The 25,829-nt window shown below is 53.6% G+C and carries 22 protein-coding genes and 1 other annotated feature; of the genes, 20 read left to right on the plus strand and 2 right to left on the minus strand.

From position 1 onward, the window contains the following. The first annotated feature begins 401 nt into the window (after positions 1 to 401). The 5 genes from PSSD_RS19945 (at position 402) to thrC (ending at position 6,131) form a co-directional block, all read left to right on the plus strand. Positions 402 to 1,082, plus strand: a complete 681-nt coding sequence (locus PSSD_RS19945; RefSeq protein ID WP_058973441.1) for a tRNA/rRNA methyltransferase — start codon at positions 402 to 404, stop codon at positions 1,080 to 1,082. 210 nt (positions 1,083 to 1,292) lie between these two features. After that, entirely contained in the window at positions 1,293 to 1,364 is a 72-nt protein-coding gene (gene thrL, locus PSSD_RS27980) for a thr operon leader peptide (protein WP_128601299.1), read from the plus strand. Continuing rightward, positions 1,300 to 1,422: a sequence feature (Thr leader region), on the plus strand. Its footprint overlaps the gene before it by 65 nt. A gap of 27 nt (positions 1,423 to 1,449) precedes the next feature. Then, the gene (gene thrA / locus PSSD_RS19950) at positions 1,450 to 3,912 is read left to right on the plus strand and encodes a bifunctional aspartate kinase/homoserine dehydrogenase I (protein ID WP_058973442.1); all 2,463 of its coding nucleotides are present in this window, start codon (positions 1,450 to 1,452) and stop codon (positions 3,910 to 3,912) included. A 2-nt stretch (positions 3,913 to 3,914) separates the two neighbouring features. After that, positions 3,915 to 4,844: a homoserine kinase gene (gene thrB / locus PSSD_RS19955; protein WP_058973452.1), complete on the plus strand. Its 930-nt coding sequence runs from the start codon at positions 3,915 to 3,917 to the stop codon at positions 4,842 to 4,844. A 3-nt stretch (positions 4,845 to 4,847) separates the two neighbouring features. After that, positions 4,848 to 6,131, plus strand: a complete 1,284-nt coding sequence (thrC, locus tag PSSD_RS19960; RefSeq protein ID WP_058973443.1) for a threonine synthase — start codon at positions 4,848 to 4,850, stop codon at positions 6,129 to 6,131. 90 nt (positions 6,132 to 6,221) lie between these two features. Here thrC and yaaA read toward each other — a convergent pair whose 3' ends face one another. After that, positions 6,222 to 6,995: a peroxide stress protein YaaA gene (gene yaaA, locus PSSD_RS19965; RefSeq protein ID WP_058973444.1), complete on the minus strand. Its 774-nt coding sequence runs from the start codon at positions 6,993 to 6,995 to the stop codon at positions 6,222 to 6,224. Between the two features lie 213 nt (positions 6,996 to 7,208). On the opposite strand from yaaA, the gene tal reads away from it, so the two are divergent. From tal to nhaR, 7 genes are all read left to right on the plus strand, one after another. After that, positions 7,209 to 8,162 carry a transaldolase gene (tal, locus tag PSSD_RS19970; RefSeq protein ID WP_039329426.1) on the plus strand — a complete coding sequence of 318 codons (954 nt, stop codon included), beginning with the start codon at positions 7,209 to 7,211 and terminating at the stop codon, positions 8,160 to 8,162. Positions 8,163 to 8,285: 123 nt separating this feature from the next. After that, entirely contained in the window at positions 8,286 to 8,873 is a 588-nt protein-coding gene (mog, locus tag PSSD_RS19975) for a molybdopterin adenylyltransferase (protein ID WP_058973445.1), read from the plus strand. 238 nt (positions 8,874 to 9,111) lie between these two features. Continuing rightward, positions 9,112 to 10,422, plus strand: coding sequence for an MFS transporter (locus PSSD_RS19980; RefSeq protein ID WP_058973446.1), 1,311 nt, complete (start codon positions 9,112 to 9,114; stop codon positions 10,420 to 10,422). A 247-nt stretch (positions 10,423 to 10,669) separates the two neighbouring features. Next, the gene (dnaK, locus tag PSSD_RS19985; RefSeq protein ID WP_039329423.1) at positions 10,670 to 12,580 is read left to right on the plus strand and encodes a molecular chaperone DnaK; all 1,911 of its coding nucleotides are present in this window, start codon (positions 10,670 to 10,672) and stop codon (positions 12,578 to 12,580) included. 104 nt (positions 12,581 to 12,684) lie between these two features. Beyond that, the gene (gene dnaJ, locus PSSD_RS19990) at positions 12,685 to 13,830 is read left to right on the plus strand and encodes a molecular chaperone DnaJ (RefSeq protein WP_039329421.1); all 1,146 of its coding nucleotides are present in this window, start codon (positions 12,685 to 12,687) and stop codon (positions 13,828 to 13,830) included. A 166-nt stretch (positions 13,831 to 13,996) separates the two neighbouring features. Beyond that, complete coding sequence (gene nhaA / locus PSSD_RS19995; RefSeq protein WP_058973447.1) at positions 13,997 to 15,175, plus strand: Na+/H+ antiporter NhaA; 1,179 nt, start codon at positions 13,997 to 13,999, stop codon at positions 15,173 to 15,175. Between the two features lie 32 nt (positions 15,176 to 15,207). Further along, positions 15,208 to 16,101: a transcriptional activator NhaR gene (nhaR, locus tag PSSD_RS20000; protein WP_058973453.1), complete on the plus strand. Its 894-nt coding sequence runs from the start codon at positions 15,208 to 15,210 to the stop codon at positions 16,099 to 16,101. Positions 16,102 to 16,162: 61 nt separating this feature from the next. On the opposite strand, the gene rpsT is transcribed toward nhaR, so the two are convergent. Next, positions 16,163 to 16,426 carry a 30S ribosomal protein S20 gene (rpsT, locus tag PSSD_RS20005; protein ID WP_034826107.1) on the minus strand — a complete coding sequence of 88 codons (264 nt, stop codon included), beginning with the start codon at positions 16,424 to 16,426 and terminating at the stop codon, positions 16,163 to 16,165. A gap of 318 nt (positions 16,427 to 16,744) precedes the next feature. Between rpsT and ribF the strand changes: the two genes are divergently transcribed. From ribF to PSSD_RS20045, 8 genes are all read left to right on the plus strand, one after another. Next, the gene (gene ribF, locus PSSD_RS20010; protein ID WP_039329415.1) at positions 16,745 to 17,683 is read left to right on the plus strand and encodes a bifunctional riboflavin kinase/FAD synthetase; all 939 of its coding nucleotides are present in this window, start codon (positions 16,745 to 16,747) and stop codon (positions 17,681 to 17,683) included. A gap of 27 nt (positions 17,684 to 17,710) precedes the next feature. Beyond that, on the plus strand, positions 17,711 to 20,530 hold the full coding sequence (gene ileS / locus PSSD_RS20015) for an isoleucine--tRNA ligase (protein ID WP_058973448.1): 2,820 nt from the start codon (positions 17,711 to 17,713) through the stop codon (positions 20,528 to 20,530). Then, positions 20,530 to 21,033: a signal peptidase II gene (lspA, locus tag PSSD_RS20020; RefSeq protein ID WP_058973449.1), complete on the plus strand. Its 504-nt coding sequence runs from the start codon at positions 20,530 to 20,532 to the stop codon at positions 21,031 to 21,033. The genes ileS and lspA overlap by 1 nt, the downstream gene beginning before the upstream one ends. Before the next feature lie 6 nt (positions 21,034 to 21,039). Beyond that, positions 21,040 to 21,510, plus strand: coding sequence for an FKBP-type peptidyl-prolyl cis-trans isomerase (fkpB, locus tag PSSD_RS20025; protein WP_039329409.1), 471 nt, complete (start codon positions 21,040 to 21,042; stop codon positions 21,508 to 21,510). Further along, the gene (ispH, locus tag PSSD_RS20030; protein WP_058973450.1) at positions 21,491 to 22,444 is read left to right on the plus strand and encodes a 4-hydroxy-3-methylbut-2-enyl diphosphate reductase; all 954 of its coding nucleotides are present in this window, start codon (positions 21,491 to 21,493) and stop codon (positions 22,442 to 22,444) included. Before fkpB ends, ispH begins: the two co-directional genes overlap by 20 nt. 225 nt (positions 22,445 to 22,669) lie before the next feature. Next, complete coding sequence (gene dapB / locus PSSD_RS20035; protein ID WP_058973451.1) at positions 22,670 to 23,485, plus strand: 4-hydroxy-tetrahydrodipicolinate reductase; 816 nt, start codon at positions 22,670 to 22,672, stop codon at positions 23,483 to 23,485. Positions 23,486 to 23,955: 470 nt separating this feature from the next. Continuing rightward, complete coding sequence (carA, locus tag PSSD_RS20040) at positions 23,956 to 25,104, plus strand: glutamine-hydrolyzing carbamoyl-phosphate synthase small subunit (RefSeq protein ID WP_039329402.1); 1,149 nt, start codon at positions 23,956 to 23,958, stop codon at positions 25,102 to 25,104. A gap of 13 nt (positions 25,105 to 25,117) precedes the next feature. Then, positions 25,118 to 25,829 (plus strand): carbamoyl phosphate synthase preATP-grasp domain-containing protein (locus tag PSSD_RS20045; RefSeq protein WP_500812365.1); only part of this gene is annotated, 712 nt, incomplete at its 3' end.

Consider the following 25,829-nt stretch of genomic DNA (forward strand, 5'->3'; position numbering starts at 1 on the left):
CCGTATTAACAGCAACCTAACAGCACCAACAACAACCGATAAGCATAAAAACAACGCTTCGTTGACTTATATCAAATGCAAGTGTAGCACGTTAACACTTTTATGAAAAACTTCTCCAGGAATGCAAGCTTAGCTCACAAAAAGCAGCATTTTTGCTACATTTTGGCTGCATAACATTAAAACTAAAACCTGCAGGAAATAATATTTCAATAATATGAAAAACAATGATTTTATATTAATAAAACGTAGAAATTTCGCTTATATGCCACGTATTCTTCTCCCCATGGATTTTATCCTCTTTTAACATCCTTAACATCTTATTTTCTCTCACCCGTGTGGTTGGTATTTTTGCCACTGCATGCCAACATAGGGCGAGTTGTTAACAGTTCGATGGAAAAATCATGCATTTCCCCCTGATCCTTGTCTCACCCGCCCGTCCAGAGAATATCGGCGCGGCAGCCCGCGCCATGAAAACCATGGGCTTTAGCGAATTGCGCATTGTGGCCAGCGATGCCTGGCAAGATCCCGCCGCGCGCCGTGTGGCGCACGGTGCCGGTGAGATCCTTGATAACGTTAAAACCTACGGCACCTTGAGTGAAGCGTTGGCAGACGTGGATTTCTCTGTCGCCACCACTGCACGCAGCCGCGCGAAGTTCCGCTACTACGCGACGCCAACCCAGGTAGAAACCATCCTGCAGGAGAAGCGCCAATGGCTGAGTCGTATCGCACTGGTGTTTGGTCGTGAAGACAGCGGGTTAACCAATGAGGAGCTGGAGCAGGTCGATCTGCTGACCGGTATTCCGATGGCCAATGATTATCCCTCGCTCAATCTCGGCCAGGCGGTGATGGTTTACTGCTATCAGTTATCGGCGCTCAATCAGGTTGCGGTTGAACGCAATGAAGCGGCAAATGAACATCAGTTGCAGGCTTTACGTGAACGCTTCCATCAACTGCTGGTGAAGCTGGAGGTGAGTGACGATGCGAAAATGGCGGACTGGATCGATCAACGTATCGGCTTACTGGAACAGCGTGATAGCGCCATGCTGCATCGGTTGCTGCATGATGTAGAAAAAAACTTATAGATAAATAATCGGTGAATATGCGGGTTCTTAGTGACAGATCGGGAAACCAGGCTATCTGTTGAACGATCCCAATATGATTTGCGCGCAGAAACCGAACTCTGCGCAGCAGCCGTAAAATCGCGGCTAAGACAAATTCGTTGACTTAACGTGCGCTTTGCTTTACTTCTGGAAGGCAGACGGACAAGACAAAGACAGACAGAAAAAATCTCAATGCGTAATCACAGCCTGAACACCACAATTATTATTACCACCACCATTACCACAGGTAACGGTGCGGGCTGACGCATACAGGAAAAACAAAGAAAAAAGCCCGCACCTAAACAGTGCGGGCTTTTTTTTCGGCAAAAAATTCAGGAGAGCTTCAATCATGCGAGTGCTGAAATTCGGCGGAACCTCAGTAGCCAATGCGGAACGTTTTCTTCGCGTGGCAGATATTCTGGAAAGCAACGCGCAACAGGGACAGGTTGCCACCGTGCTCTCTGCGCCAGCGAAAATCACCAATCATCTGGTGGCGATGATTGAGAAAACCATCAGTGGCCAGGACGCGCTGCCGAATATCAGCGATGCCGAACGTATTTTTGCCGAACTGCTGCAAGGCCTGACAGAAGCCCAGCCGGGTTTTGACTTCGATGGACTGAAAACCCGTATCGAGTTGGAATTCGCGCAGCTGAAACAGGTGCTGCACGGTATCAGCCTGCTCGGTCAATGCCCGGATGCCGTGAATGCTGCCATCATCTGCCGCGGTGAAAAGCTATCTATCGCCATTATGGAAGCGCTGCTGCAGGCACGTGGCCACAAAGTGACGGTGATCGATGCGGTTGAGAAACTGCTGGCGGTGGGTCACTACCTCGAATCCACTGTTGATATCGCCGAATCCACCCGCCGTATCGCCGCAAGCCAAATCCCTGCCGATCACATGATTCTGATGGCCGGTTTCACTGCCGGTAACGAGAAGGGCGAACTGGTGGTGCTGGGCCGTAATGGCTCCGACTACTCGGCGGCGGTGCTGGCAGCGTGCTTACGCGCCGACTGCTGCGAAATCTGGACTGACGTAGACGGTGTTTACACCTGCGACCCGCGTCAGGTGCCGGATGCTCGCCTGCTGAAGTCGATGTCCTATCAGGAAGCGATGGAGCTTTCCTACTTCGGCGCGAAAGTGTTGCATCCACGTACCATCGCCCCGATTGCTCAGTTCCAGATCCCTTGCCTGATTAAAAATACCGCCAATCCGCAAGCGCCCGGCACCCTAATCGGTGGCGAAGGCGAACTGGATGAGAATCCGGTGAAAGGCATCACCAACCTTAACAACATGGCGATGTTTAACGTCTCTGGCCCGGGCATGAAAGGCATGGTCGGCATGGCGGCGCGCGTGTTTGCCGCGATGTCACGCACCGGTATCTCTGTCGTACTGATCACCCAATCCTCTTCTGAATACAGCATCAGCTTCTGCGTGCCGCAGAGCGAGCAGGCGCGTGCGCGTCGCGTGCTGGAAGAGGAGTTCTACCTCGAACTGAAAGATGGCCTGCTGGATCCGCTGGATGTGCTGGAGCAGTTGGCGGTGATCTCGGTGGTCGGTGATGGCATGCGCACTCTGCGCGGTATCTCCGCGAAATTCTTCTCAGCGCTGGCCCGTGCCAACATCAATATCGTGGCGATTGCACAGGGCTCTTCCGAGCGTTCCATTTCGGTGGTGGTGAGTAACGATGAAGTCACTACCGGCGTGCGCGTGGTGCATCAGATGCTGTTTGCCACCGATCAGGTGATCGAAGTGTTCGTGGTGGGCGTGGGCGGTGTCGGTGCCGCGTTGCTGGAGCAGCTACACCGTCAGCAGGCGTGGCTGAAAGAGAAGCACATTGATTTGCGCGTATGCGGTATCGCCAATTCACGTGCCTTGCTGACTAACGTTCACGGCATCGATCTCAGCAACTGGAAATCTGCGCTGAGCGAAGCCAAAGAGCCGTTTAATCTCGGTCGCTTGATTCGTCTGGTGAAGGAGTATCACCTGCTTAACCCGGTGATTGTGGACTGTACTTCAAGCCAGGCTGTGGCCGATCAGTATGCTGACTTCCTGGCTGAAGGTTTCCACGTGGTCACGCCAAATAAAAAGGCCAACACTTCATCCTGGAATTACTATCAGCAGATGCGAGCGGCGGCCGCCAAGTCTCGCCGCAAGTTCCTGTATGACACCAACGTTGGTGCCGGTCTGCCGGTGATCGAAAACCTGCAAAATCTGATGAGCGCTGGAGACGAGCTGATCAAATTCTCCGGTATCCTCTCCGGTTCGCTCTCCTTTATCTTCGGTAAGCTGGACGAGGGGGTTTCGCTGTCAGAAGCCACCAAGATGGCGCGTGAGATGGGCTTTACTGAGCCGGATCCGCGTGACGACCTTTCCGGCACCGATGTGGCGCGTAAACTGCTGATTCTGGCCCGTGAAGCCGGTCATCAGTTAGAGCTGAGCGATATTGAGATCGAACCGCTGCTGCCCGCCGAACTGACTGACATCGCCGACGTTGAGCAATTTATGGCTCGCCTGCCGGAACTGGATGATGCTTTTGCCGCCCGCGTTGCCAAAGCGCGTGATGAAGGTAAAGTGTTACGCTTCGTCGGCGCGATTGAAGAAGGTGGCGTCTGCAAAGTGAAAATCGATGCGGTGGACGGTAACGATCCACTGTACAAAGTGAAGAACGGCGAGAACGCGCTGGCGTTTTACAGCCGCTATTATCAGCCAATCCCGCTGGTTCTGCGTGGATATGGCGCGGGGAATGATGTCACAGCGGCCGGCGTATTTGCCGACTTGCTGCGTACACTGTCGTGGAAGTTGGGAGTTTGATGATGGTAAAAATTTATGCACCGGCCTCGATAGGTAACGTCAGCGTCGGCTTTGATGTGCTGGGCGCGGCGGTTTCGCCGGTGGATGGCACCCTGTTGGGTGACTGTGTATCCGTGGAAGCGGCAGACAGCTTTAGCCTGGTCAACACCGGGCGCTTTGTCAGCAAGCTGCCGACCAATCCGCATGAGAACATCGTGTATCAGTGCTGGGAGCGCTTCTGCCAGGCGATTAGCAAACAAGTGCCGGTAGCGATGACGCTGGAAAAGAACATGCCGATCGGTTCAGGTCTGGGTTCCAGCGCCTGTTCCGTGGTGGCCGGTTTGATGGCAATGAACGAATTCTGCGGCAAGCCGCTGAATGATACCGAACTGCTGGCGCTGATGGGCGAGCTGGAAGGGCGTATTTCGGGTAGCGTGCATTACGACAACGTCGCGCCTTGCTTCCTCGGCGGCGTGCAGTTGATGATTGAAGAGAACGGCATCATCAGTCAGGACGTACCGTGCTTTGACGACTGGCTGTGGGTGATGGCGTATCCGGGCATCAAAGTCTCTACCGCCGAAGCGCGTGCGATTCTGCCTGCGCAATATCGCAAAGACGATGCCATCAAGCATGGTCGCCTGTTAGCCGGCTTTATTCACGCCTGCCATACCCGTCAGCCGCTGCTGGCGGCTAAACTGATGCAGGATGTGATTGCCGAACCTTACCGCACCAAACTGCTGCCGGGCTTCGCCGAGGCGCGTCAAGCCGCAGCCGATATTGGCGCGCTGGCATGTGGTATTTCGGGCTCAGGCCCGACACTTTTCGCTGTTTGCAACGAGATGGCAACGGCACAGCGGATGGCAGACTGGCTGAGCCAGCACTATCTGCAAAATGATGAAGGCTTCGTCCATATCTGCCGTCTTGATACGGCTGGCGCACGTAACTTGGGATAACGCATGAAACTCTACAACCTTAAGGATCACAACGAGCAGGTGAGCTTTGCTCAGGCCGTTAAGCAGGGCCTCGGCTCGCAGCAAGGCCTGTTTTTCCCGCTCGAACTGCCGGAATTCGAACTGACCGACATCGATGCGATGCTGGAGATGGATTTCGTCAGCCGCAGCAGCAAAATTCTCTCTGCATACATTGGAGATGAGATTGCCGCACACCAGTTGGCGGAGCGCGTGAAAAACGCCTTTGCCTTCCCGGCACCGGTGGCGAAAGTCAGTGACGATGTGGCTTGCCTTGAACTGTTCCATGGCCCAACGCTGGCATTCAAAGATTTCGGCGGCCGTTTCATGGCGCAGATGCTCTCTTATGTGTCCGGTGCCGATGAGCAGATCACGATTCTGACCGCGACCTCCGGTGATACCGGCGCAGCGGTGGCCCATGCGTTCTACGGCATGGAAAACGTGCGCGTGGTGATCCTGTATCCGCAGGGCAAAATCAGCCCGCTGCAGGAGAAACTGTTCTGTACGCTGGGTGGCAACATTGAAACCATCGCGGTGGAAGGCGATTTCGATGCCTGCCAGGCGCTGGTGAAGCAGGCGTTTGATGATGAAGAGCTGAAGAAGGCGATTGGCCTGAACTCGGCGAACTCCATCAACATCAGCCGTCTGTTAGCGCAGATCTGCTACTACTTTGAAGCCGTGGCGCAGTTGCCACAAGAGCAGCGCAATCAGCTGGTGGTTTCGGTGCCAAGCGGTAACTTTGGTGACCTGACGGCTGGCCTGCTGGCGAAATCACTCGGTTTGCCGATCAAGCGCTTTATCGCGGCCACCAACGCCAACGATACCGTGCCGCGCTTCCTGGGTAACGGTGAATGGCAGCCGAATGCGACCGTAGCAACCTTGTCGAATGCGATGGATGTCAGCCAGCCAAACAACTGGCCGCGCGTGGAAGAGTTGTTCCGCCGTAAAACCTGGCGTCTGACCGATCTGGTGTCTGGCGCGGTATCTGATGAGACCACCAAATCCACCATGCGCGAGCTGGCGGAGATTGGCTATATCTCTGAACCGCACGCGGCGATTGCCTATCGTATGCTGCGCGACAACCTGCAGGAAGGTGAATTCGGTCTGTTCCTCGGCACTGCGCATCCGGCCAAGTTCAAAGAGAGCGTGGACGAGATTCTGGGTCAGGAACTGCCGCTGCCAAAAGAGCTGGCAGAGCGCGCTGAACTGCCACTGCTGTCACACTACCTGAAAGCGGATTTCGCAGAACTGCGTAAGTTTTTGCTGAAATAATTCAATAAATTGTGTGGCATTGCACTTTTGTAGGGTCGCCATTTATGGCGACCTGATTACCAGGTGCGCATGAATGCGCACCCTACAGTGCTAAGATTCGCGGCGCTTAAACACCAACTCGTTACCCTTGCTCTCATCCGCCGCAAAGAAATACCCATCCACATCAAACTCTTTCAGCTGCTCGGGCTTGCTCAGGCGGTTCTGAATCACGTAGCGGCTCATCAGGCCACGCGCTTTCTTGGCGTAGAAACTGATCACCTTAAACTTGCCGTTCTTCTCATCGAGGAACACCGGCTTGATCAACTCACCGTTAAGCTGCTTCGGCTTCACCGCTTTGAAGTATTCATCAGACGCCAGATTGATCAGCACTTCATCGCCTTGCTCCGCCATCGCGTCATTGAGCTTCTGCGTCAGTAAATCGCCCCAGAAACCGTAGAGATCTTTCGCTGCCGGGTTGGCCAACTTGATGCCCATCTCCAGACGGTAAGGCTGCATCAAATCCAGCGGGCGCAGCACGCCGTATAAACCAGACAGGATGCGCAGGTGCTGCTGAGCGAAATCAAAATCTGCCTCACTGAACGTCTCTGCCTGCAAACCGGTGTAGACATCACCTTTAAACGCCAGAATCGCCTGACGTGCATTGTCGAGCGTGAAGGGCGGCTGCCACTGGTTAAAGCGATCGGCATTCAGATGCGCCAGTTTGTCGCTGATGCCCATCAGCGAACTGATCTGCGCGGGTGAGAGATCGCGCGCAACATCGATCAGCTGTTGTGATTTTTCTAACAGGGTTGACTGCGTAAAGCGCTGTGTCGCCAGCGGGCTTTCAAAATCCAGTGTCTTCGCTGGCGAGATAACCATCAGCATCGTGTTTGTCCTTGTTGACCCGCCTGTTTACAGGGGATTGGTGGGAATTAAGTTGCGACGAGTGTAGCAAAAAAGCTGCACGGATCGGCAAATCACTCCCATTTGTCGGCGCTATCGTAATGAGGCACTTCGTGATGTTGCGCACTGATTTGTGCGTGATATTATCCCAACAGCCTTTTACACCCTGACAGTCAACCTAAGAGAAAGAGAACCATGACGGACAAACTTACTTCCTTGCGTCAGCTGACTACTGTGGTCGCCGACACCGGTGATATCGCGGCGATGAAGCTTTATCAGCCGCAAGATGCGACCACCAACCCTTCTTTGATCCTCAACGCCGCTCAAATCCCTGAATACCGCAAACTGATTGACGAAGCCATTACCTGGGCACGTCAGCAGAGCAGCAACAAAGAAGAGCAGCTGGCACTGGTTTCTGACAAGCTGGCCGTTAACATTGGTCTGGAAATTCTGAAACTGATCCCAGGCCGTATTTCTACTGAAGTTGACGCACGTCTCTCTTACGACACCGAAGCGAGCATCGCGAAGGCGCGTAGCCTGATCAAACTGTACAACGATGCGGGCATCAGCAACGACCGTATCCTGATCAAACTGGCTTCAACCTGGCAGGGCATCCGTGCTGCTGAGCAGCTGGAAAAAGAAGGCATCAACTGTAACCTGACCCTGCTGTTCTCCTTCGCGCAGGCGCGTGCATGTGCAGAAGCGGGTGTGTTCCTGATCTCACCATTCGTGGGCCGTATCCTCGACTGGTACAAGCAGAACACCGACAAGAAAGAGTACGCTGCGCACGAAGATCCAGGCGTAGTGTCTGTTTCTGAAATTTACAGCTACTACAAGCAGCACGGTTATGAAACTGTGGTAATGGGTGCCAGCTTCCGTAACGTCGGCGAGATCATTGAGCTGGCCGGTTGTGACCGTCTGACCATCTCACCGAACCTGCTGAAAGAGCTGGCAGAGAGCGAAGGTGCGGTTGAGCGCAAACTGAGCTACACCGGTGAAGTCAAAGCGCGTCCAGCGAAAATGACCGAAGCTGAGTTTTTCTGGCAGCACAACCAGGATCCAATGGCCGTGACCAAACTGGCTGAAGGTATCCGCAACTTTGCCATCGACCAGGGCAAACTTGAGAAGATGATCGCCGAACTGCTGTAAGGTGATTGGCCGTGGCGGCACCGGTCGCCACGGTTTTGCGCTTTTCCCTCGCCTCCGCTTTGTATTATCCTCTTTGCATCCCCCTTTATTTGCCGCCTTGCGGTCAACCACAGCGATAACTCAATGGATACTTTACGTATTGGATTAATCTCCGTTTCCGACCGTGCTGCTAACGGCATTTATCAGGATCAGGGCATCCCGGCACTGGAAAGCTGGCTTGCTGCCGCGTTGACCACCCCGTTTGAAATTGAAACTCGCCTGGTGCCAGATGAGCAGCCAATGATTGAGCAGGCAATCTGTGAACTGGTCGATGAGCTGTTCTGCAATCTGGTGCTGACCACCGGCGGAACCGGACCGGCGCGCCGAGATGTGACCCCTGATGCCACTTTGGCGGTTGCCGACCGTGAAATGCCGGGCTTCGGCGAGCAGATGCGCCAAATCAGCCTGCAGTTTGTGCCCACCGCCATTCTTTCACGCCAGGTGGGGGTGATCCGCAAACAGTCTTTGATCCTTAACCTGCCGGGCCAACCAAAATCCATTAAAGAGACGCTGGAAGGGTTAAAAACAGAAGAGGGCACGGTGAAAGTGCCGGGCATTTTCGCGGCTGTACCTTATTGTTTACAGTTACTGGAAGGGCCTTATGTGGAAACCGATCCGCAAGTGGTAGCAGCATTTCGCCCTAAAAGCGCACGTCGTGAGACAAACGTCTGAAGATCACGCTTTTCAGGTATAAAATCTAGCGGAACTGGTGTGGCAAAATATTGACGGTATAGTAACTCCAGCTTTACAACTATACCCTAAGTACTTCGAATTGCAGGAAGGCGGCAACTGAACGAATCCCCGGGAGCATACACCAGTATGTGACTGGGGTGAATGAAGGCAGCCAACGCACCTGCGGTTTGAAGTACGAAGGGTATAAAGTAACTTTGCCTCTGGATACCGTACTATTATGGACGCACACACCACACGTCGACTGAACGGACAGGATTACAAAACCCTGTCGCTGGCCGCCCTTGGCGGGGCGCTGGAATTCTACGATTTCATCATTTTCGTTTTCTTTGCTGCAGTGATTGGCGAGCTGTTCTTTCCGGCGGACATCCCGGAATGGCTGCGTCAGGTGCAGACGTTTGCCATCTTCGCCGCCGGTTATCTGGCGCGTCCGCTGGGTGGCATTATCATGGCCCACTTTGGTGACAAAGTCGGGCGTAAGAAGATGTTCAGCCTGAGTATTCTGCTGATGGCGCTGCCAACCCTGGCGATGGGCGCATTGCCAACTTATGACAGCATCGGTATTGCGGCTCCTTTGCTGATGCTACTGATGCGCGTGCTGCAAGGCGCAGCCATCGGTGGTGAAGTGCCTGGCGCATGGGTGTTTGTGGCAGAGCATGTGCCAGAAAAGCGCATCGGCTTTGCCTGCGGCACGCTGACGGCGGGGTTAACGGCAGGTATTTTGCTTGGCTCGCTGGTGGCTACGGTATTGAATACCACGCTCTCGCCCGCAGCGATTCGCGATCACGGCTGGCGCATCCCGTTCTTCCTCGGTGGTCTGTTCGGTCTACTGGCGATGTATCTGCGTCGCTGGCTGCATGAAACGCCGGTTTTCCAGCAGATGCAGCAGCGAAAAACGCTATCCGAAAAGCTACCGCTACAAACGGTTCTTTCCAGCCATAAACGCAGTATTGTGGTTTCAATGTTAGTGACCTGGCTGCTTTCAGCCTGCATTGTGGTGGTGATTCTGATGGCACCGACGCTGATGCAGAAGCAGCATGGCATTCCGGCGGCACTCAGCTTACAGGCCAACAGCTTCGCCACCATTATGCTGCTGTTAGGCTGTGTGATGGCCGGTTGGCTGGTGGATCGCTTCGGTGCGGCGCGAACGCTGATTGCCGGTTCGCTGCTGTTGGCATTCTTCAGCTGGAACTTCTTCCACCAACTCGGCGGTTCACCCGAGATGCTGTTCACCTGGTATGGCCTGGCAGGATTAAGCGTTGGCGTGGTGGGCGTGGTGCCCTTTGTGATGGTGAAAGCCTTCCCGGCGGCGGTGCGTTTCACCGGCATCTCCTTCTCCTATAACGTGGCCTACGCGATTTTTGGCGGGCTGACGCCCATCAGTGTGACGCTAATGATGCAGCTGACGCCGATGGCCCCCGCCTGGTACGTGCTTGCACTGGCGCTGATTGGCTTGCTGGTCGGCATCTGGTTATGGCGTGACAGCCGCCAGGCAAATGCTCGCCTGGATGTTTCACTGCACTCTTCATAATTTACGTTGCGCGGTGCCAACTGGGGCCGCGCAAACCCGCAAAACCCCCTCCTTCGCCGCTAATTTGTCAGAGATTGAAAATTTTTTTAGTTTAACCCTTGATGCGCTCTGAAGCGGCCCCATTTAGTTGTCATCGAGTGATGTCAGGCAGCAAAAAAATGCCTGACACAGCAGTTGAAAAAAGCCAGTTTGGCCGCATCTCTGCTAACAACGCTAATTGACAAGAATTTAAGTGGGAGACGTTTAGATGGGTAAGATTATTGGTATTGACTTGGGTACAACCAACTCATGTGTTGCGGTTATGGATGGTGGTAAAGCACGTGTGCTTGAAAACGCCGAAGGCGATCGCACCACACCGTCAATCATTGCATATACACAGGATGGCGAAACTCTGGTTGGTCAGCCGGCTAAACGTCAGGCGGTGACTAACCCGCAGAACACCCTGTTCGCAATCAAACGCCTGATTGGCCGTCGTTTCCAGGACGAAGAAGTACAGCGTGATATCAAAATCATGCCGTACAAAATCATCGGTTCTGATAACGGTGACGCATGGCTGGACGTGAAAGGCCAGAAAATGGCACCACCGCAGATTTCTGCAGAAGTGCTGAAAAAAATGAAGAAAACCGCGGAAGATTTCCTCGGTGAAGCGGTAACCGAAGCGGTTATCACTGTTCCAGCTTACTTCAACGATGCACAGCGTCAGGCAACCAAAGATGCCGGCCGTATCGCGGGTCTGGACGTAAAACGTATTATCAACGAACCAACCGCAGCGGCACTGGCTTACGGTCTGGATAAAGGCCAAGGCAACCGCACTATCGCGGTATACGACCTGGGCGGTGGTACTTTCGATATCTCTATCATCGAAATCGATGAAGTAGATGGCGAAAAGACCTTCGAAGTACTGGCAACCAACGGTGATACTCACCTCGGTGGTGAAGACTTCGACAGCCGTCTGATCAACTACCTGGTGGCAGAATTCAAGAAAGACCAGGGTATCGATCTGCACAACGATCCACTGGCGATGCAGCGTCTGAAAGAAGCCGCTGAGAAAGCGAAAATTGAACTGTCTTCTGCACAGCAGACCGACGTCAACCTGCCGTACATCACTGCAGACGCGACCGGTCCTAAGCACCTGAACATCAAAGTGACCCGTGCGAAACTGGAATCACTGGTTGAAGATCTGGTGACCCGTTCTATCGAGCCACTGAAAGTTGCGCTGCAGGATGCAGGTCTGTCTGTTTCTGACATCAACGACGTGATCCTCGTCGGTGGTCAGACTCGTATGCCAATGGTTCAAGCCAAAGTGACCGAATTCTTTGGTAAAGAGCCACGTAAAGACGTGAACCCAGATGAAGCGGTGGCTGTTGGTGCTGCGGTTCAGGGGGGTGTATTGGCGGGTGAAGTGAAAGATGTTCTGTTGCTGGACGTTACCCCACTGTCACTGGGTATCGAAACCATGGGCGGCGTGATGACGGCGCTGATCAGCAAGAACACCACTATCCCAACCAAGCACAGCCAGGTGTTCTCAACCGCTGAAGATAACCAGTCTGCCGTGACCATTCACGTGCTGCAGGGTGAGCGTAAGCGTTCTGGTGATAACAAATCACTGGGCCAGTTCAACCTCGACGGTATTCAGGCTGCACCGCGCGGTATGCCGCAGATCGAAGTCACCTTCGATATCGATGCCGATGGTATCCTGCATGTGTCCGCGAAAGACAAAAACAGCGGTAAAGAGCAGAAGATCACCATCAAAGCTTCTTCAGGTCTGAACGAAGAAGAGATCGAAAAAATGGTGCGTGACGCGGAAGCTAACGCTGAGTCTGACCGTAAGTTCGAAGAGCTGGTACAGACCCGTAACCAGGGTGACCAGATTGCTCACAGCACCCGTAAGCAGTTGGATGAAGCCGGTGACAAACTGTCTGCTGAAGACAAAGCACCGATCGAGTCTGCGCTGACCGAGTTGAACACCGCGCTGAAAGGCGAAGACAAAGCAGACATCGAAGCCAAAATGCAGGCTCTGATGGAAGTTTCAAGCAAACTGATGGAACTGGCACAGCAGCAAGGCCAGGCGGGCGCAGCAGATGCGGGCGACGCTTCAGCGAAGAAAGATGACGATGTTGTCGATGCTGAATTCGAAGAAGTTAAAGACAAAAAATAATTGCCCCTGACCGGGCACAACGGCTGGCCTGACAGTCGTTGAAACCAGCACGGGCGTAGGAGATCTCTCCACGCCCGTGCGATCATGTTAAGGGCAGAACAAATATGGCTAAGAGTGATTTATACGAGATCTTAGGCGTCTCTAAATCCGCAGATGAGCGTGAAATCAAAAAGGCCTATAAGCGCCTGGCGATGAAATACCATCCGGATCGCAATCCGGACAATAAAGAAGCCGAAGCGAAGTTTAAAGAGATCAAAGAAGCCTACGAAATCCTGACCGATGCGCAAAAGCGTGCGGCCTATGACCAGTATGGTCATGCAGCCTTTGAACAAGGTGGCATGGGCGGCGGTGGATTTGGTGGCGGTGGCTTCGGCGGCGGCGGTGCTGATTTTAGCGATATCTTTGGCGACGTATTTGGCGATATTTTTGGTGGTGGACGCCGTCAGCGTGCTGCCCGTGGTGCCGATTTACGCTACAACATGGAGCTGTCGCTGGAAGAAGCGGTACGCGGCGTGACCAAAGAGATCCGCATTCCAACCCTGGAAGAGTGCGACGTTTGCCACGGCAGCGGTGCCAAAGCGGGTACGCAGCCACAGACCTGTTCGACCTGTCATGGTGCGGGCCAGGTGCAGATGCGCCAGGGTTTCTTTACCGTGCAGCAGGCGTGTCCGACCTGTCACGGTCGGGGTTCCGTGATCAAAGATCCTTGCAACGCCTGTCATGGCCATGGTCGCGTGGAGCGTCAGAAAACCTTGTCGGTGAAAATTCCGGCGGGCGTTGACACCGGTGACCGTATCCGTCTGAGCGGTGAAGGTGAAGCCGGTGAGCACGGTGCACCAGCAGGCGATCTCTACGTTCAGGTTTCAGTGAAGAAACACCCGATCTTCGAGCGTGAAGATAACAACCTGTACTGCGAAGTGCCGATCAACTTTGCCATGGCCGCGCTGGGTGGCGAGATTGAAGTGCCGACCCTGGATGGCCGTGTGAAGCTGAAAGTGCCGTCGGAAACTCAAACCGGCAAACTGTTCCGCATGCGCGGTAAAGGCGTGAAATCGGTGCGTGGCGGTGCAGTCGGTGACTTGCTGTGTCGTGTGGTGGTGGAAACTCCGGTTAGCCTCAACGACAAACAGAAAGCGCTGTTGCGTGAACTGGAAGAGAGTTTTGGTGGCCCAACGGGTGAGAAAAACAGCCCGCGCTCCAAGAGCTTCTTTGACGGTGTGAAAAAGTTCTTTGACGATCTGACCCGTTAATCGGTTTAGTGGTTCACAATGAAGCGGAGAGAAGACTCTCCGCTTTTTTTATGCCTGCTAAACAATAGATCGATTTTTCCGATCCATAAACGAGACATAAGCTGCTTTTAACGAGGTATATACGCCGCTACACTAGCCGTCAAAATTGTCCTGCTCAGGAGGAGTTGTGAACAAACCCCGTAGTATTCGGAGCTTATTGAAAAGCTTTATTGCCAGCGATGCCAGTAACGGCATTGTATTAATTCTGGCTGCTGTAGCAGCAATGATTCTCGCCAACAGCGCAGAAACCGCGCAAGGTTATCAGTCGTTCCTCGCTGAGCCGGTGCAAATCCGCTTTGGCGCACTGGACATCAGTAAAAACCTGCTGCTGTGGATCAACGATGCGCTCATGGCATTGTTCTTCCTGTTAATTGGTCTTGAGGTGAAGCGTGAGTTGATGATTGGCGAATTAGCCAGCCGTGACCGCGCCATTTTCCCGGTTATTGCCGCGCTTGGTGGTATGGTGGTCCCGGGACTGATTTTCTTCGGTTTCAATCACGCGGATGAAATCGCGCGTAATGGCTGGGCCATCCCAACGGCCACCGATATTGCCTTTGCGTTGGGCGTGCTGGCACTGCTTGGCAGCCGTGTACCCACTGCACTGAAAGTCTTCTTGATGGCCCTGGCGATTATTGACGATCTCGGCGCTATCGTGATTATCGCGTTGTTCTATACCAGCGATCTTTCTGTGCTGTCGCTCAGCGTGGCGGCCGGCGCAATTGTGCTGTTAGCGATCCTGAATCGCTGCGGCGTGCGTAACATCGCGGTGTATATGCTGGTGGGTATCGTGCTGTGGACGGCGGTGCTGAAATCGGGTGTCCATGCCACGCTGGCGGGCGTGATTGTCGGCTTCTTTGTGCCGCTGGAAGAGAAAGAAGGGCATTCGCCTGCGGAGCATCTGGCACACGGATTGATGCCGTGGGTGAACTGGTTGATCCTGCCGCTGTTCGCCTTTGCCAACGCCGGCATCTCGTTAAGTGGCATTACTTTCGGTGATGTGCTGTCACCGGAACCGCTGGGTATTATCCTCGGCCTGCTGATCGGTAAACCGCTGGGTATCACGCTGTTCTGCTTGCTGGCGGTGAAGTGGCGGCTGGCGGTGTTGCCGAACGGCACCAGAATCCGCGATATCATGGCAATAGGTGTGCTCTGTGGCATTGGTTTCACCATGTCGATATTTATCAGCTCGCTGGCCTTTGATGCCGCTCATGAGCAACTGGTGACCTTCTCAAAACTCGGTATCCTCAGCGGTTCGCTGTTGTCGGCAGTAATTGGCTACACACTGCTGCGCATCAAACTGCGCTAACAGGGAAGGAGGCGAAAGCCTCCTTTTTTATGATGAATCAGCTCAACTTTAATCATCTCTATTATTTCTGGCAGGTGTGTAAAACCGGCTCGGTGGTGCGTGCCGCCGATGTGCTGTGCCTGACACCACAAACGGTCACTGGGCAAATTAAAGCACTTGAGTTGCAGCTAGGCGGCGTGCTGTTCAGACGGCAAGGGCGTGGATTAGTGCCCAACGAGCTGGGACAGTTAGTGTTTCGCTATGCTGACCGTATGTTCATGCTCAGCCAGGAGATGCTGGATATCGTTAACTACCGCAAAGAGTCTCACGTGCTGTTTGATGTGGGCGTGGCGGATGCGTTGTCCAAGCAATTAGTGAGCAAGGTGTTGGAAGCGGCTGTGGTCTCGGATGAGAGCATTCATCTGCGCTGTTTTGAGTCAACGCACGAGATGTTGCTGGAGCAGTTGAGCCAGCACAAGCTGGACATGATCGTCTCAGATTGCCCCATAGACTCGACACAACAGGAAGGGCTGTTTTCGGTTAAGCTCGGGGAGTGCCCGATTAGTTTCTGGTGTAATGCGCCTTTGCCGGATAGTCCATTTCCCGCTTGTTTAGAGCAGCGCCGTTTGCTGATTCCGGGGCGTCGATCGATGTTGGGGCGCAAGTTACTGAACTGGATTCACCATCAGGGATTGCAGGTTGAGATTCTCGGTGAGTTTGATGATGCGGCATTAATGAAGGCCTTCGGCGCGCAAAACAACGCGATTTTCGTCGCACCGACGCTATATGGCTCAGAGAACTATCACGACAATTCGATTCGTGAGATAGGGCGGTTAGAGGCGGTTATGGAGGAGTATCACGTGATCTTCGCCGAGCGTATGATTCAACATCCGGCGGTGCAGCGCATCTGCAATCGGGATTTCAGCGACTTGTTTAATGCGGAATAGCAGGCATAAAAAAACCGGCTAAGCGCCGGTTCTTTCGACAAAGCGATAACCTAACAGGCGATTAAGCCAGTTTGGTGATCTGAGCAGCCAGGTTTGCTTTATGGCGTGCAGCTTTGTTTTTGTGGATCAGACCTTTAGCAGCCTGACGGTCCACGATTGGTTGCATTTCGTTGAATGCGTTCTGCGCAGCAGCTTTGTCGCCTGTTGCGATAGCCGCGTATACTTTCTTGATGAAAGTACGCATCATTGAACGGTTGCTTGCGTTATGCTTGCGACGTTTCTCAGATGTTACGGCGCGTTTCTTAGCTGATTTGATATTAGCCAAGGTCCAACTCCCAAATGTGATCTATATGGACAAATCAAAGGCCGAGGACTATGCCTTTTGCGCCTTCTTTTGTCAATGGATTTGTGCAAATAAGCGTCGTTTTAGCAACGGCGCTTGATTACGTAATTGATGGCGCAGGATTCTACCAGCAACCCGGCGCTGAATACAGTATTTCGCACTAAAAATCTTCATTACCTGCCTGAGCAATGGGTTGCGTGCGCTTTAAGCCGCACCATACACAGGAAAGGCACGTATACGGGTTAACCTGAAGGCCATTCAAGGGTATAATCCGCCGATTTCCACCGGTTTGAGTCAGCCATGAAGTTTATCCGCGGTATTTATAATCTGAAAGAGCAGCATCGCGGCTGCGTCCTGACCATTGGCAATTTCGACGGCGTCCATCGCGGCCATCAGGCTTTGATGGCGGAATTGATTGCTGAGGGACGTAAACGCAATCTGCCGGTGGTGGTGATGCTGTTTGAGCCGCAACCGCTTGAGTTGTTTGCTGGTGATAAAGCGCCAGCGCGCCTGACGCGTTTGCGCGAAAAACTAAAGTATCTCGAACAGGCTGGCGTTGATGCCGTGCTCTGTGTCCGTTTTGATCGCCGCTTTGCCGCGCACTCCGCACAAAGTTTTATTGCCGAACTGTTGGTGGATAAGCTCGATGTGAAGTTCCTCGCAGTGGGGGATGATTTCCGCTTTGGCGCTGGTCGCCAGGGGGATTTCCTGTTATTACAGAAAGCCGGTGTCGAGTATGGCTTCGAAGTCATCAGCACCCAGTCTTATTGTGATGGCGGCAAACGTATCAGCAGCACTGCGGTACGACAGGCGCTGGCGCAGGATGATTTTGCGCAGGCACAGGCGCTGTTGGGCCATCCGTTCAGCATTTCAGGCCGCGTGGTGCACGGTGATGCACTGGGCCGCACGATTGGTTTTCCCACCGCGAATATTCCTTTACGCCGCACGGTAACGCCGGTGAAGGGGGTTTTTGCGGTTGAAGTTTTAGGCCTGGGTGACCAACCCATTCCCGGCGTGGCTAACATTGGCACACGTCCGACGGTAAAAGGTCTGCGTCAGCAGCTTGAAGTTCACCTGCTTGACACACATATGAATCTCTATGGGCATCACATTGATGTGGTGCTGAAACAGAAGATTCGCGACGAACAGCGTTTCGCTTCGCTGGACGCGCTGAAAGAACAAATTGCGAAAGATGTGGTGACGGCCCGCCAATTCTTTGGGCTTAACGCACCGGCTTAATGACCGAAATACGGAACCGAGAATCTGATGAGTGACTATAAATCTACCCTGAATTTGCCGGAAACGGGGTTCCCGATGCGTGGCGATCTGGCCAAACGCGAACCGGGAATGCTGCAACGTTGGTATGATGACAACCTGTACGGCATCATCCGCGAAGCCAAAAAAGGGAAAAAAACCTTTATTTTGCATGATGGCCCTCCTTATGCGAACGGCAGCATTCATATTGGTCACTCCGTTAACAAGATTCTGAAAGACATTATCGTTAAGTCGAAAGGCATGGCGGGATATGACTCGCCGTATGTGCCAGGTTGGGACTGCCACGGTCTGCCGATTGAGCACAAAGTTGAGCAGATGATCGGTAAGCCTGGCGAGAAAGTCAGCGCCGCGGAGTTCCGTGAAGCCTGCCGCAACTATGCCGCAGAGCAGGTTGAAGGTCAGAAGAAAGACTTCATCCGTCTGGGCGTGCTGGGTGACTGGGATCGTCCGTACCTGACCATGAACTTCAAAACTGAAGCCAACATCATTCGTGCGCTGGGTAAAATCATCGGCAACGGCCATCTGCACAAAGGTGCGAAGCCGGTGCACTGGTGCATGGATTGCCGCTCAGCGCTGGCTGAAGCTGAAGTCGAGTATTACGACAAAACCTCTCCTTCTATCGATGTGATGTTCAACGCCGTCGATGCGGACGCGGTGCGTGCCAAGTTTGGTGTTGCAGCCTCAGAAGGTCCGGTTTCACTGGTGATCTGGACCACTACGCCGTGGACCATGCCAGCTAACCGCGGTATCTCTCTGCATCCAGAGTTCGAATACCAGCTGCTGCAGATCGAAGGTCGTAGCCTGATCCTCGCTAAAGAGATGGTTGAGAGCGTGATGAAGCGCGCGGGCATCGCTGAGTGGACGGTACTGGGCGAATGCAACGGTGCCGCGCTTGAGCTGCAGCTGTTCCAGCATCCATTCCTTGAGCAGATTCAATCCAAAGTGGTCTTAGGCGAGCACGTGACGCTGGAAGCGGGTACCGGTGCGGTACATACCGCACCTGGCCACGGTCCGGATGACTATGTGATTGGTCAGAAATACGGTCTGGAAACCGCTAACCCAGTGGGTCCAGATGGCGCGTATCTGCCAGGTACTTATCCAACGCTGGATGGCGTAAATGTGTTTAAAGCCAACGACATGATCGTTGAGCTGTTAAAAGAGAAAGGTGCACTGCTGCACGTTGAAAAACTGCTGCACAGCTATCCACACTGCTGGCGTCATAAAACGCCGATCATCTTCCGTGCGACTCCACAGTGGTTCATTAGCATGGATCAGAAAGGTCTGCGTGCGCAGTCGCTGAAAGAGATCAAAGGCGTGCAGTGGATCCCAGACTGGGGCCAGGCGCGTATCGAAGCGATGGTGGCGAATCGTCCTGACTGGTGTATCTCACGTCAGCGTACGTGGGGCGTGCCAATGGCGCTGTTCGTACACAAAGAGACCGAGCAGCTGCACCCAGATACGCTTGAGCTGATGGAGAAAGTGGCCAAGTGCGTTGAGCAGGATGGTATTCAGGCTTGGTGGGATCTCGATCCGCGCGATCTGATGGGCGATGACGCAGACAACTACGTCAAAGTGCCGGATACGCTGGACGTGTGGTTCGACTCCGGATCAACCAGCTATTCCGTGGTGGATGCACGCCCTGAATTTGGCGGCCATACGCCGGATATGTATCTGGAAGGTTCCGATCAGCATCGCGGCTGGTTCATGTCTTCTCTAATGATTTCCACGGCGATGAAAGGCAAAGCGCCTTATCGTCAGGTACTGACGCACGGCTTCACCGTGGATGGTCAGGGCCGCAAGATGTCGAAATCCATCGGTAACACCGTTGCGCCACAAGACGTGATGGACAAACTCGGCGCGGACATTCTACGTCTGTGGGTGGCCTCAACCGATTACTCTGGTGAAATGGCGGTTTCCGATGAAATCCTGAAGCGTGCGGCGGACAGCTACCGTCGTATCCGTAACACCGCGCGCTTCTTGTTGGCTAACCTCGCAGGCTTTAACCCGGCCACTGATTGCGTGAAGCCAGAAGAGATGGTGGTCGTGGATCGTTGGGCCGTGGGCCGTGCGCTGGCAGCCCAGCAGGATATCGTCCAGTCTTATGACAACTACGATTTCCACGAAGTGGTGCAGCGTCTGATGCATTTCTGCTCCATCGAAATGGGCTCGTTCTATCTGGATGTGATCAAAGATCGTCAGTACACCGCCAAAGGTGACAGCCTGGCGCGTCGCAGCTGCCAGACCGCGCTGTGGCACATCGCTGAAGCGCTGGTGCGCTGGATGGCACCGATCATGTCCTTCACAGCTGATGAGATCTGGGGCTACCTGCCGGGCGATCGCGCGAAATACGTGTTCACCGAAGAGTGGTACCAAGGTCTGTTTGGTCTGGCCGAAAACGAAGCTCTGAACGATGCTTACTGGGATGACCTGCTGAAAGTGCGCGGTGAAGTCAACAAAGTGATCGAGCAGGCACGTAGCGACAAGCGCATCGGCGGCGCACTGGAAGCCACCGTCACGCTGTACGCAGACGCTGAGCTGGCGGCCAAGTTGCAGGCGTTGGGCGATGAACTGCGCTTTGTGCTGCTGACGTCAGGCGCGATCGTGGCCGATTACGCCACCGCGAGTGTTGAAGCGCAGCAGAGCGAAGTACTGAAAGGTCTGAAAATTGCGCTGCATAAAGCAGAAGGCGAGAAATGTCCGCGCTGCTGGCATTACACTACCGACGTTGGCCAGAATCCGGAGCATGCTGCGGTCTGTGGTCGTTGTTACACCAACGTAGCCGGCAACGGTGAAGTGCGGAAATTTGCCTGATGAGTAAACTCTGCTCTACCGGATTGCGTTGGTTGTGGCTGGTGCTGGTGGTGATCGTGATCGATTTCGCCAGCAAGCAGTGGATCATGAACAACATGATGCTGCACGAGACCAAGCCGCTGATACCGTTTTTGAATCTGTTCTACGCGCACAACTATGGCGCGGCGTTCAGTTTCCTGGCGGACAAAGGCGGCTGGCAGCGCTGGTTCTTTGCCGGCATCGCGATTGCGATTGTCGTGTCGCTGATGGTGATGATGTATCGCAACCGCGCCAGCAACAAATTAACCAATATTGCTTATGCGCTGATTATCGGCGGAGCGTTGGGAAACCTGTTTGATCGTGCTTATCACGGCTTCGTGGTCGATTTCATCGACTTCTATGTCGGCGACTGGCACTTCGCCACCTTTAATATCGCCGACTGCGGAATTTGCATCGGTGCTGCCTTGGTGGTGTTGGAAGGTTTCCTTACGCCGAAAGATAAACAGGTCAAAGAGAAAGGGTAACAACAGATGATGGACTCCGTTCAGCGCGATAGCGCGTTGCTGGTGCATTTCACATTGAAGCTGGAAGATGGCTCAACCGCCGAATCCACGCGCGCCAACGGCAAACCAGCGCTGTTCCGTCTGGGTGATGGCAGCCTGTCTGGTGCGTTAGAAAAGGAACTGCTTGGGCGTAAAGTCGGTGATAAGCACACCTTTACACTGGCACCGGATGATGCCTTTGGTGGCACCAGCCCGGACCTGATCCAGTACTTTTCGCGTCGTGATTTCAAGGATGCAGGTGAGCCGGAAGTCGGGGCCATCATGCTGTTCAGCGGTCGGGGTGGCAGTGAAATGCCCGGCGTAATCCGTGAAGTTTCCGGTGACTCAATCACCGTTGATTTCAACCATCCGCTGGCCGGTCAGCGCATTCAGTTTGAAATTGAAGTGCTGGAGATTGATCCGGTACTGGAGGGTAGTGATGCAAATCCTGTTAGCTAACCCTCGCGGTTTCTGTGCTGGCGTGGATCGCGCCATCAGTATCGTGGAGCGCGCGCTGGAGATGTACGGCGCGCCTATCTACGTGCGTCATGAAGTGGTGCACAACCGCTACGTGGTGAGCAGCCTGCGTGAGCGCGGCGCGATCTTTATCGAAGAGATCAGCGAAGTGCCCGATAACGCCATCCTGATCTTCTCAGCGCACGGGGTTTCTCAGGCCGTGCGTGCTGAAGCCAAAGCACGTAACCTCACCATGTTGTTTGATGCCACCTGCCCGCTGGTGACCAAAGTGCATATGGAAGTCGCACGTGCCAGCCGTAAAGGTGTTGAAGCCATTCTGATTGGTCATGCCGGTCATCCAGAAGTGGAAGGCACCATGGGGCAGTACAACAACCTTAAGGGTGGCATGTATCTGGTGGAGTCGCCGGAAGATGTGTTTAAGCTGAGCGTCAAAGATGAAGGCAATCTGTGCTTTATGACGCAGACCACGCTGTCGGTTGACGATACCTCGGACGTGATCGATGCACTGCGCCAGCGCTTCCCGGCGATTATCGGGCCGCGCAAAGATGATATCTGTTATGCCACGACCAACCGTCAGGAAGCGGTGCGTGTATTGGCGCGTGATGCTGAAGTGGTACTGGTGGTCGGTTCGAAAAACTCCTCTAACTCTAATCGCCTGGCTGAGTTGGCACAGCGTGCAGGGAAACTGGCGAAGCTGATTGATTCAGCGGATGACATCCAGGAAGAGTGGGTGAAAGACAAACAGATCATTGGTGTGACAGCCGGTGCCTCGGCGCCTGATATTCTGGTGCAGCAGGTGATTCAACGCCTGCGTGAACTGGGCGGTGAAGCAGCCATCGAGTTGATTGGCCGTGAAGAGAATATCGTGTTTGAAGTACCGAAAGAGCTGCGCGTCGAAGTGCGCAACGTGCAGTAAGCGATGACAACCGCTGTTTCACAATCAGGCCGACATTGTTCGGCCTTTTCTTTGTCTGTCGCCATGCCAAAGACCACTTCCAGCAGGTGGGATTGCAATTACTGATAATGTTTGGCGGCTGGCGTAAAATTCTTATTATCCCTTTTTTATTGTGGCGTGACTGTTATCTGACCGTTAACCTGTTTACGCTTTGCATGCATAGATTTGTATCAGGAATGAATAAATATGAGTGATATCCGCATTGCTATCGTTGGTGCGCCGGGCCGCATGGGACGCAATTTGATTCAGGCCGCGCAGCAGGCGGAAGGCGTAACCTTAGGCGCCGCTTTGGCCCGTAGCAGTTCTTCACTGCTGGGGACTGATGCTGGAGAGTTGGCGGGCATCGGTAAAATCGGTGTGACCCTGACCGACGATTTGCTGAAAGTGGTAGATGATTTCGATGTGCTGATCGACTTTACCCGCCCGGAAGGCACGCTGGAGTATCTGGCGTTCTGCCGTGAGCACAAAAAGGCGATGGTGATTGGCACCACTGGGTTTGATGAAGCAGGAAAAGAGGCGATTCGCGCTGCGGCGGAAGAGATTGGCATCGTGTTCGCCGCCAACTTCAGCGTGGGCGTCAACCTGGTGCTGAACCTGTTACAGCAGGCGGCGAAGGTGATGGGCGACTATGCCGATATTGAAATCGTTGAAGCGCACCATCGTCATAAAGTTGATGCACCATCAGGTACAGCCTTGGCAATGGGTGAAGCGATTGCCGATGCGATGAACTGGAAACTGGACGAACACGCGGTCTACGCGCGGGAAGGCCATACCGGTGAGCGTAAAGCGCAAACCATTGGTTTTGCCACGGTGCGCGCTGGCGATATCGTAGGTGAACACACTGCTATGTTTGCCGATATTGGTGAGCGCGTAGAGATTACCCACAAGGCCTCCAGCCGTATGACCTTCGCAAATGGCGCGGTTAAAGCGGCAAGTTGGCTAAAGACTAAGAAATCTGGCCTTTATGATATGCGTGATGTGCTGGATTTATCGATGTTGTGAGTGTTGTGAACCATCGTGATGTGGTTATTTCAATCGGTAAGATGTTGATTGAATAGGGCAATGTTTTCATTGCCCTTTATTTTGTCTTTAAAATGATGGTTTGGGCTTCTTAATTGGATGAGGTCATTGTTTTAATGAGTTTGCGATCTATTTTTATTCAAAGTGATGCCAATTTTGACCATTTGGTCAAAAATTTATGCGGTGTAGCACGATTTTCCGATTATTTCCGCTCAGCAACCGTTTATTTTTCCCAGTTTCCTTACTCTTTTATCGCCTTTCTCAGTTTTTAACATTCAAGTGCGCTAAAAATACAAAAAAATAACCACTCAGGGTAGACAAGCTGCAGGTCGATCATTAGAATGCGCGCAATTTGCCAAAATTCGAGCAGTCAGGCGGATTTTGCATTGATTCGGGCATGTATTTTGAATTAATATGCAAATATTGTGACTGTTTATTCCCTGGAGGATGTTTTGATTAAGTCAGCGCTCTTGGTTCTGGAAGACGGAACCCAATTCCACGGTCGGGCCATCGGGGCAACGGGGTCGGCAGTGGGGGAAGTCGTTTTCAATACGTCAATGACTGGTTATCAAGAAATCCTCACTGATCCTTCCTATTCCCGCCAAATCGTTACCCTTACTTATCCCCATATCGGCAATGTTGGCGTTAACGCCGCCGATGAAGAATCCAGCCAAATCCATGCTCAAGGCCTTGTCATTCGCGACCTGCCGCTGATCACCAGCAACTTCCGTAGTGAAGAGAGCCTGTCAGCTTACTTGCAGCGCAATAACATTGTGGGCATCGCCGATATTGATACGCGCAAACTGACCCGTTTGCTGCGTGAGAAGGGCGCACAGAGTGGCTGCATCATTGCAGGGGATAACCCAGACGCCGCACTGGCGCTACAAAAGGCGCAGGCGTTCCCGGGTTTGAAAGGCATGGATCTGGCAAAAGAAGTGACCACCGCGGAAACCTACGCGTGGCAACAGGGTAGCTGGACGCTGGAAGGTGATCTGCCAGAGCAGAAAACTGCCGCAGAGCTGCCATTCCATGTTGTTGCTTATGACTTTGGTGCGAAGCGCAACATCCTGCGCATGCTGGTGGATCGCGGCTGCCGCCTGACGGTTGTCCCAGCGAAAACCAGCGCTGAAGAGGTGCTGGCACTCAATCCCGATGGCATCTTCTTGTCAAACGGCCCGGGTGACCCGGAACCGTGCGATTACGCCATCAACGCCATTCAGGCGTTCCTGAAAACCGATATTCCCGTGTTCGGTATTTGCCTCGGCCATCAGCTGTTGGCGCTGGCCAGCGGTGCTAAGACCATTAAGATGAAGCTTGGTCATCACGGCGGCAACCATCCGGTGAAAGACCTGGATAACAACACGGTGATGATTACCGCGCAGAACCATGGTTTTGCCGTTGATGACAGCCAGTTGCCGGCGAATCTGCGTGTTACGCATGTGTCGCTGTTCGACCAGACTGTGCAAGGTATTCATCGCACCGATAAACCGGCCTTTAGCTTCCAGGGACACCCCGAAGCGAGCCCAGGCCCGCACGATGCGGCGCCGCTGTTCGATCACTTTATCGAACTGATCGAAGCTTACCGTTCTAACGCGAAGTAATCAGGAGCCCACGATGCCAAAACGTACAGACATAAAATCCATCCTGATCCTTGGCGCTGGCCCGATCGTTATCGGCCAGGCATGTGAATTCGACTACTCCGGTGCGCAGGCCTGTAAAGCGCTGCGTGAAGAGGGTTACCGCGTCATTCTGGTCAACTCCAACCCGGCTACCATCATGACCGACCCGGAAATGGCCGATGCGACCTACATCGAGCCAATTCACTGGGAAGTGGTGCGCAAAATCATCGAAAAAGAGCGCCCGGATGCAGTGCTGCCAACTATGGGCGGTCAGACCGCGCTGAACTGCGCGCTGGAGCTGGAGCGTCAGGGTGTACTGGAAGAGTTCGGTGTCACCATGATTGGTGCCACCGCAGACGCCATTGATAAAGCCGAAGACCGTCGCCGTTTCGACGTTGCGATGAAGAGCATCGGTTTGGACACCGCGCGTTCAGGTATCGCACATACCATGGAAGAAGCGCTGGCCGTGGCTGAAGATGTTGGCTTCCCTTGCATCATCCGTCCTTCCTTTACTATGGGCGGCACCGGCGGCGGTATCGCTTATAACCGTGAAGAGTTTGAAGAGATTTGTGAGCGCGGCCTTGACCTGTCGCCGACCAATGAGCTGCTGATTGATGAGTCGCTGATTGGCTGGAAAGAGTACGAGATGGAAGTGGTGCGTGATAAAAACGACAACTGCATCATCGTCTGCTCCATCGAAAACTTCG

Origin of the sequence: Type-D symbiont of Plautia stali (assembly GCF_001485335.1) — a bacterium.
GTDB classification, from domain to species: domain Bacteria; phylum Pseudomonadota; class Gammaproteobacteria; order Enterobacterales; family Enterobacteriaceae; genus Pantoea; species Pantoea vagans_C.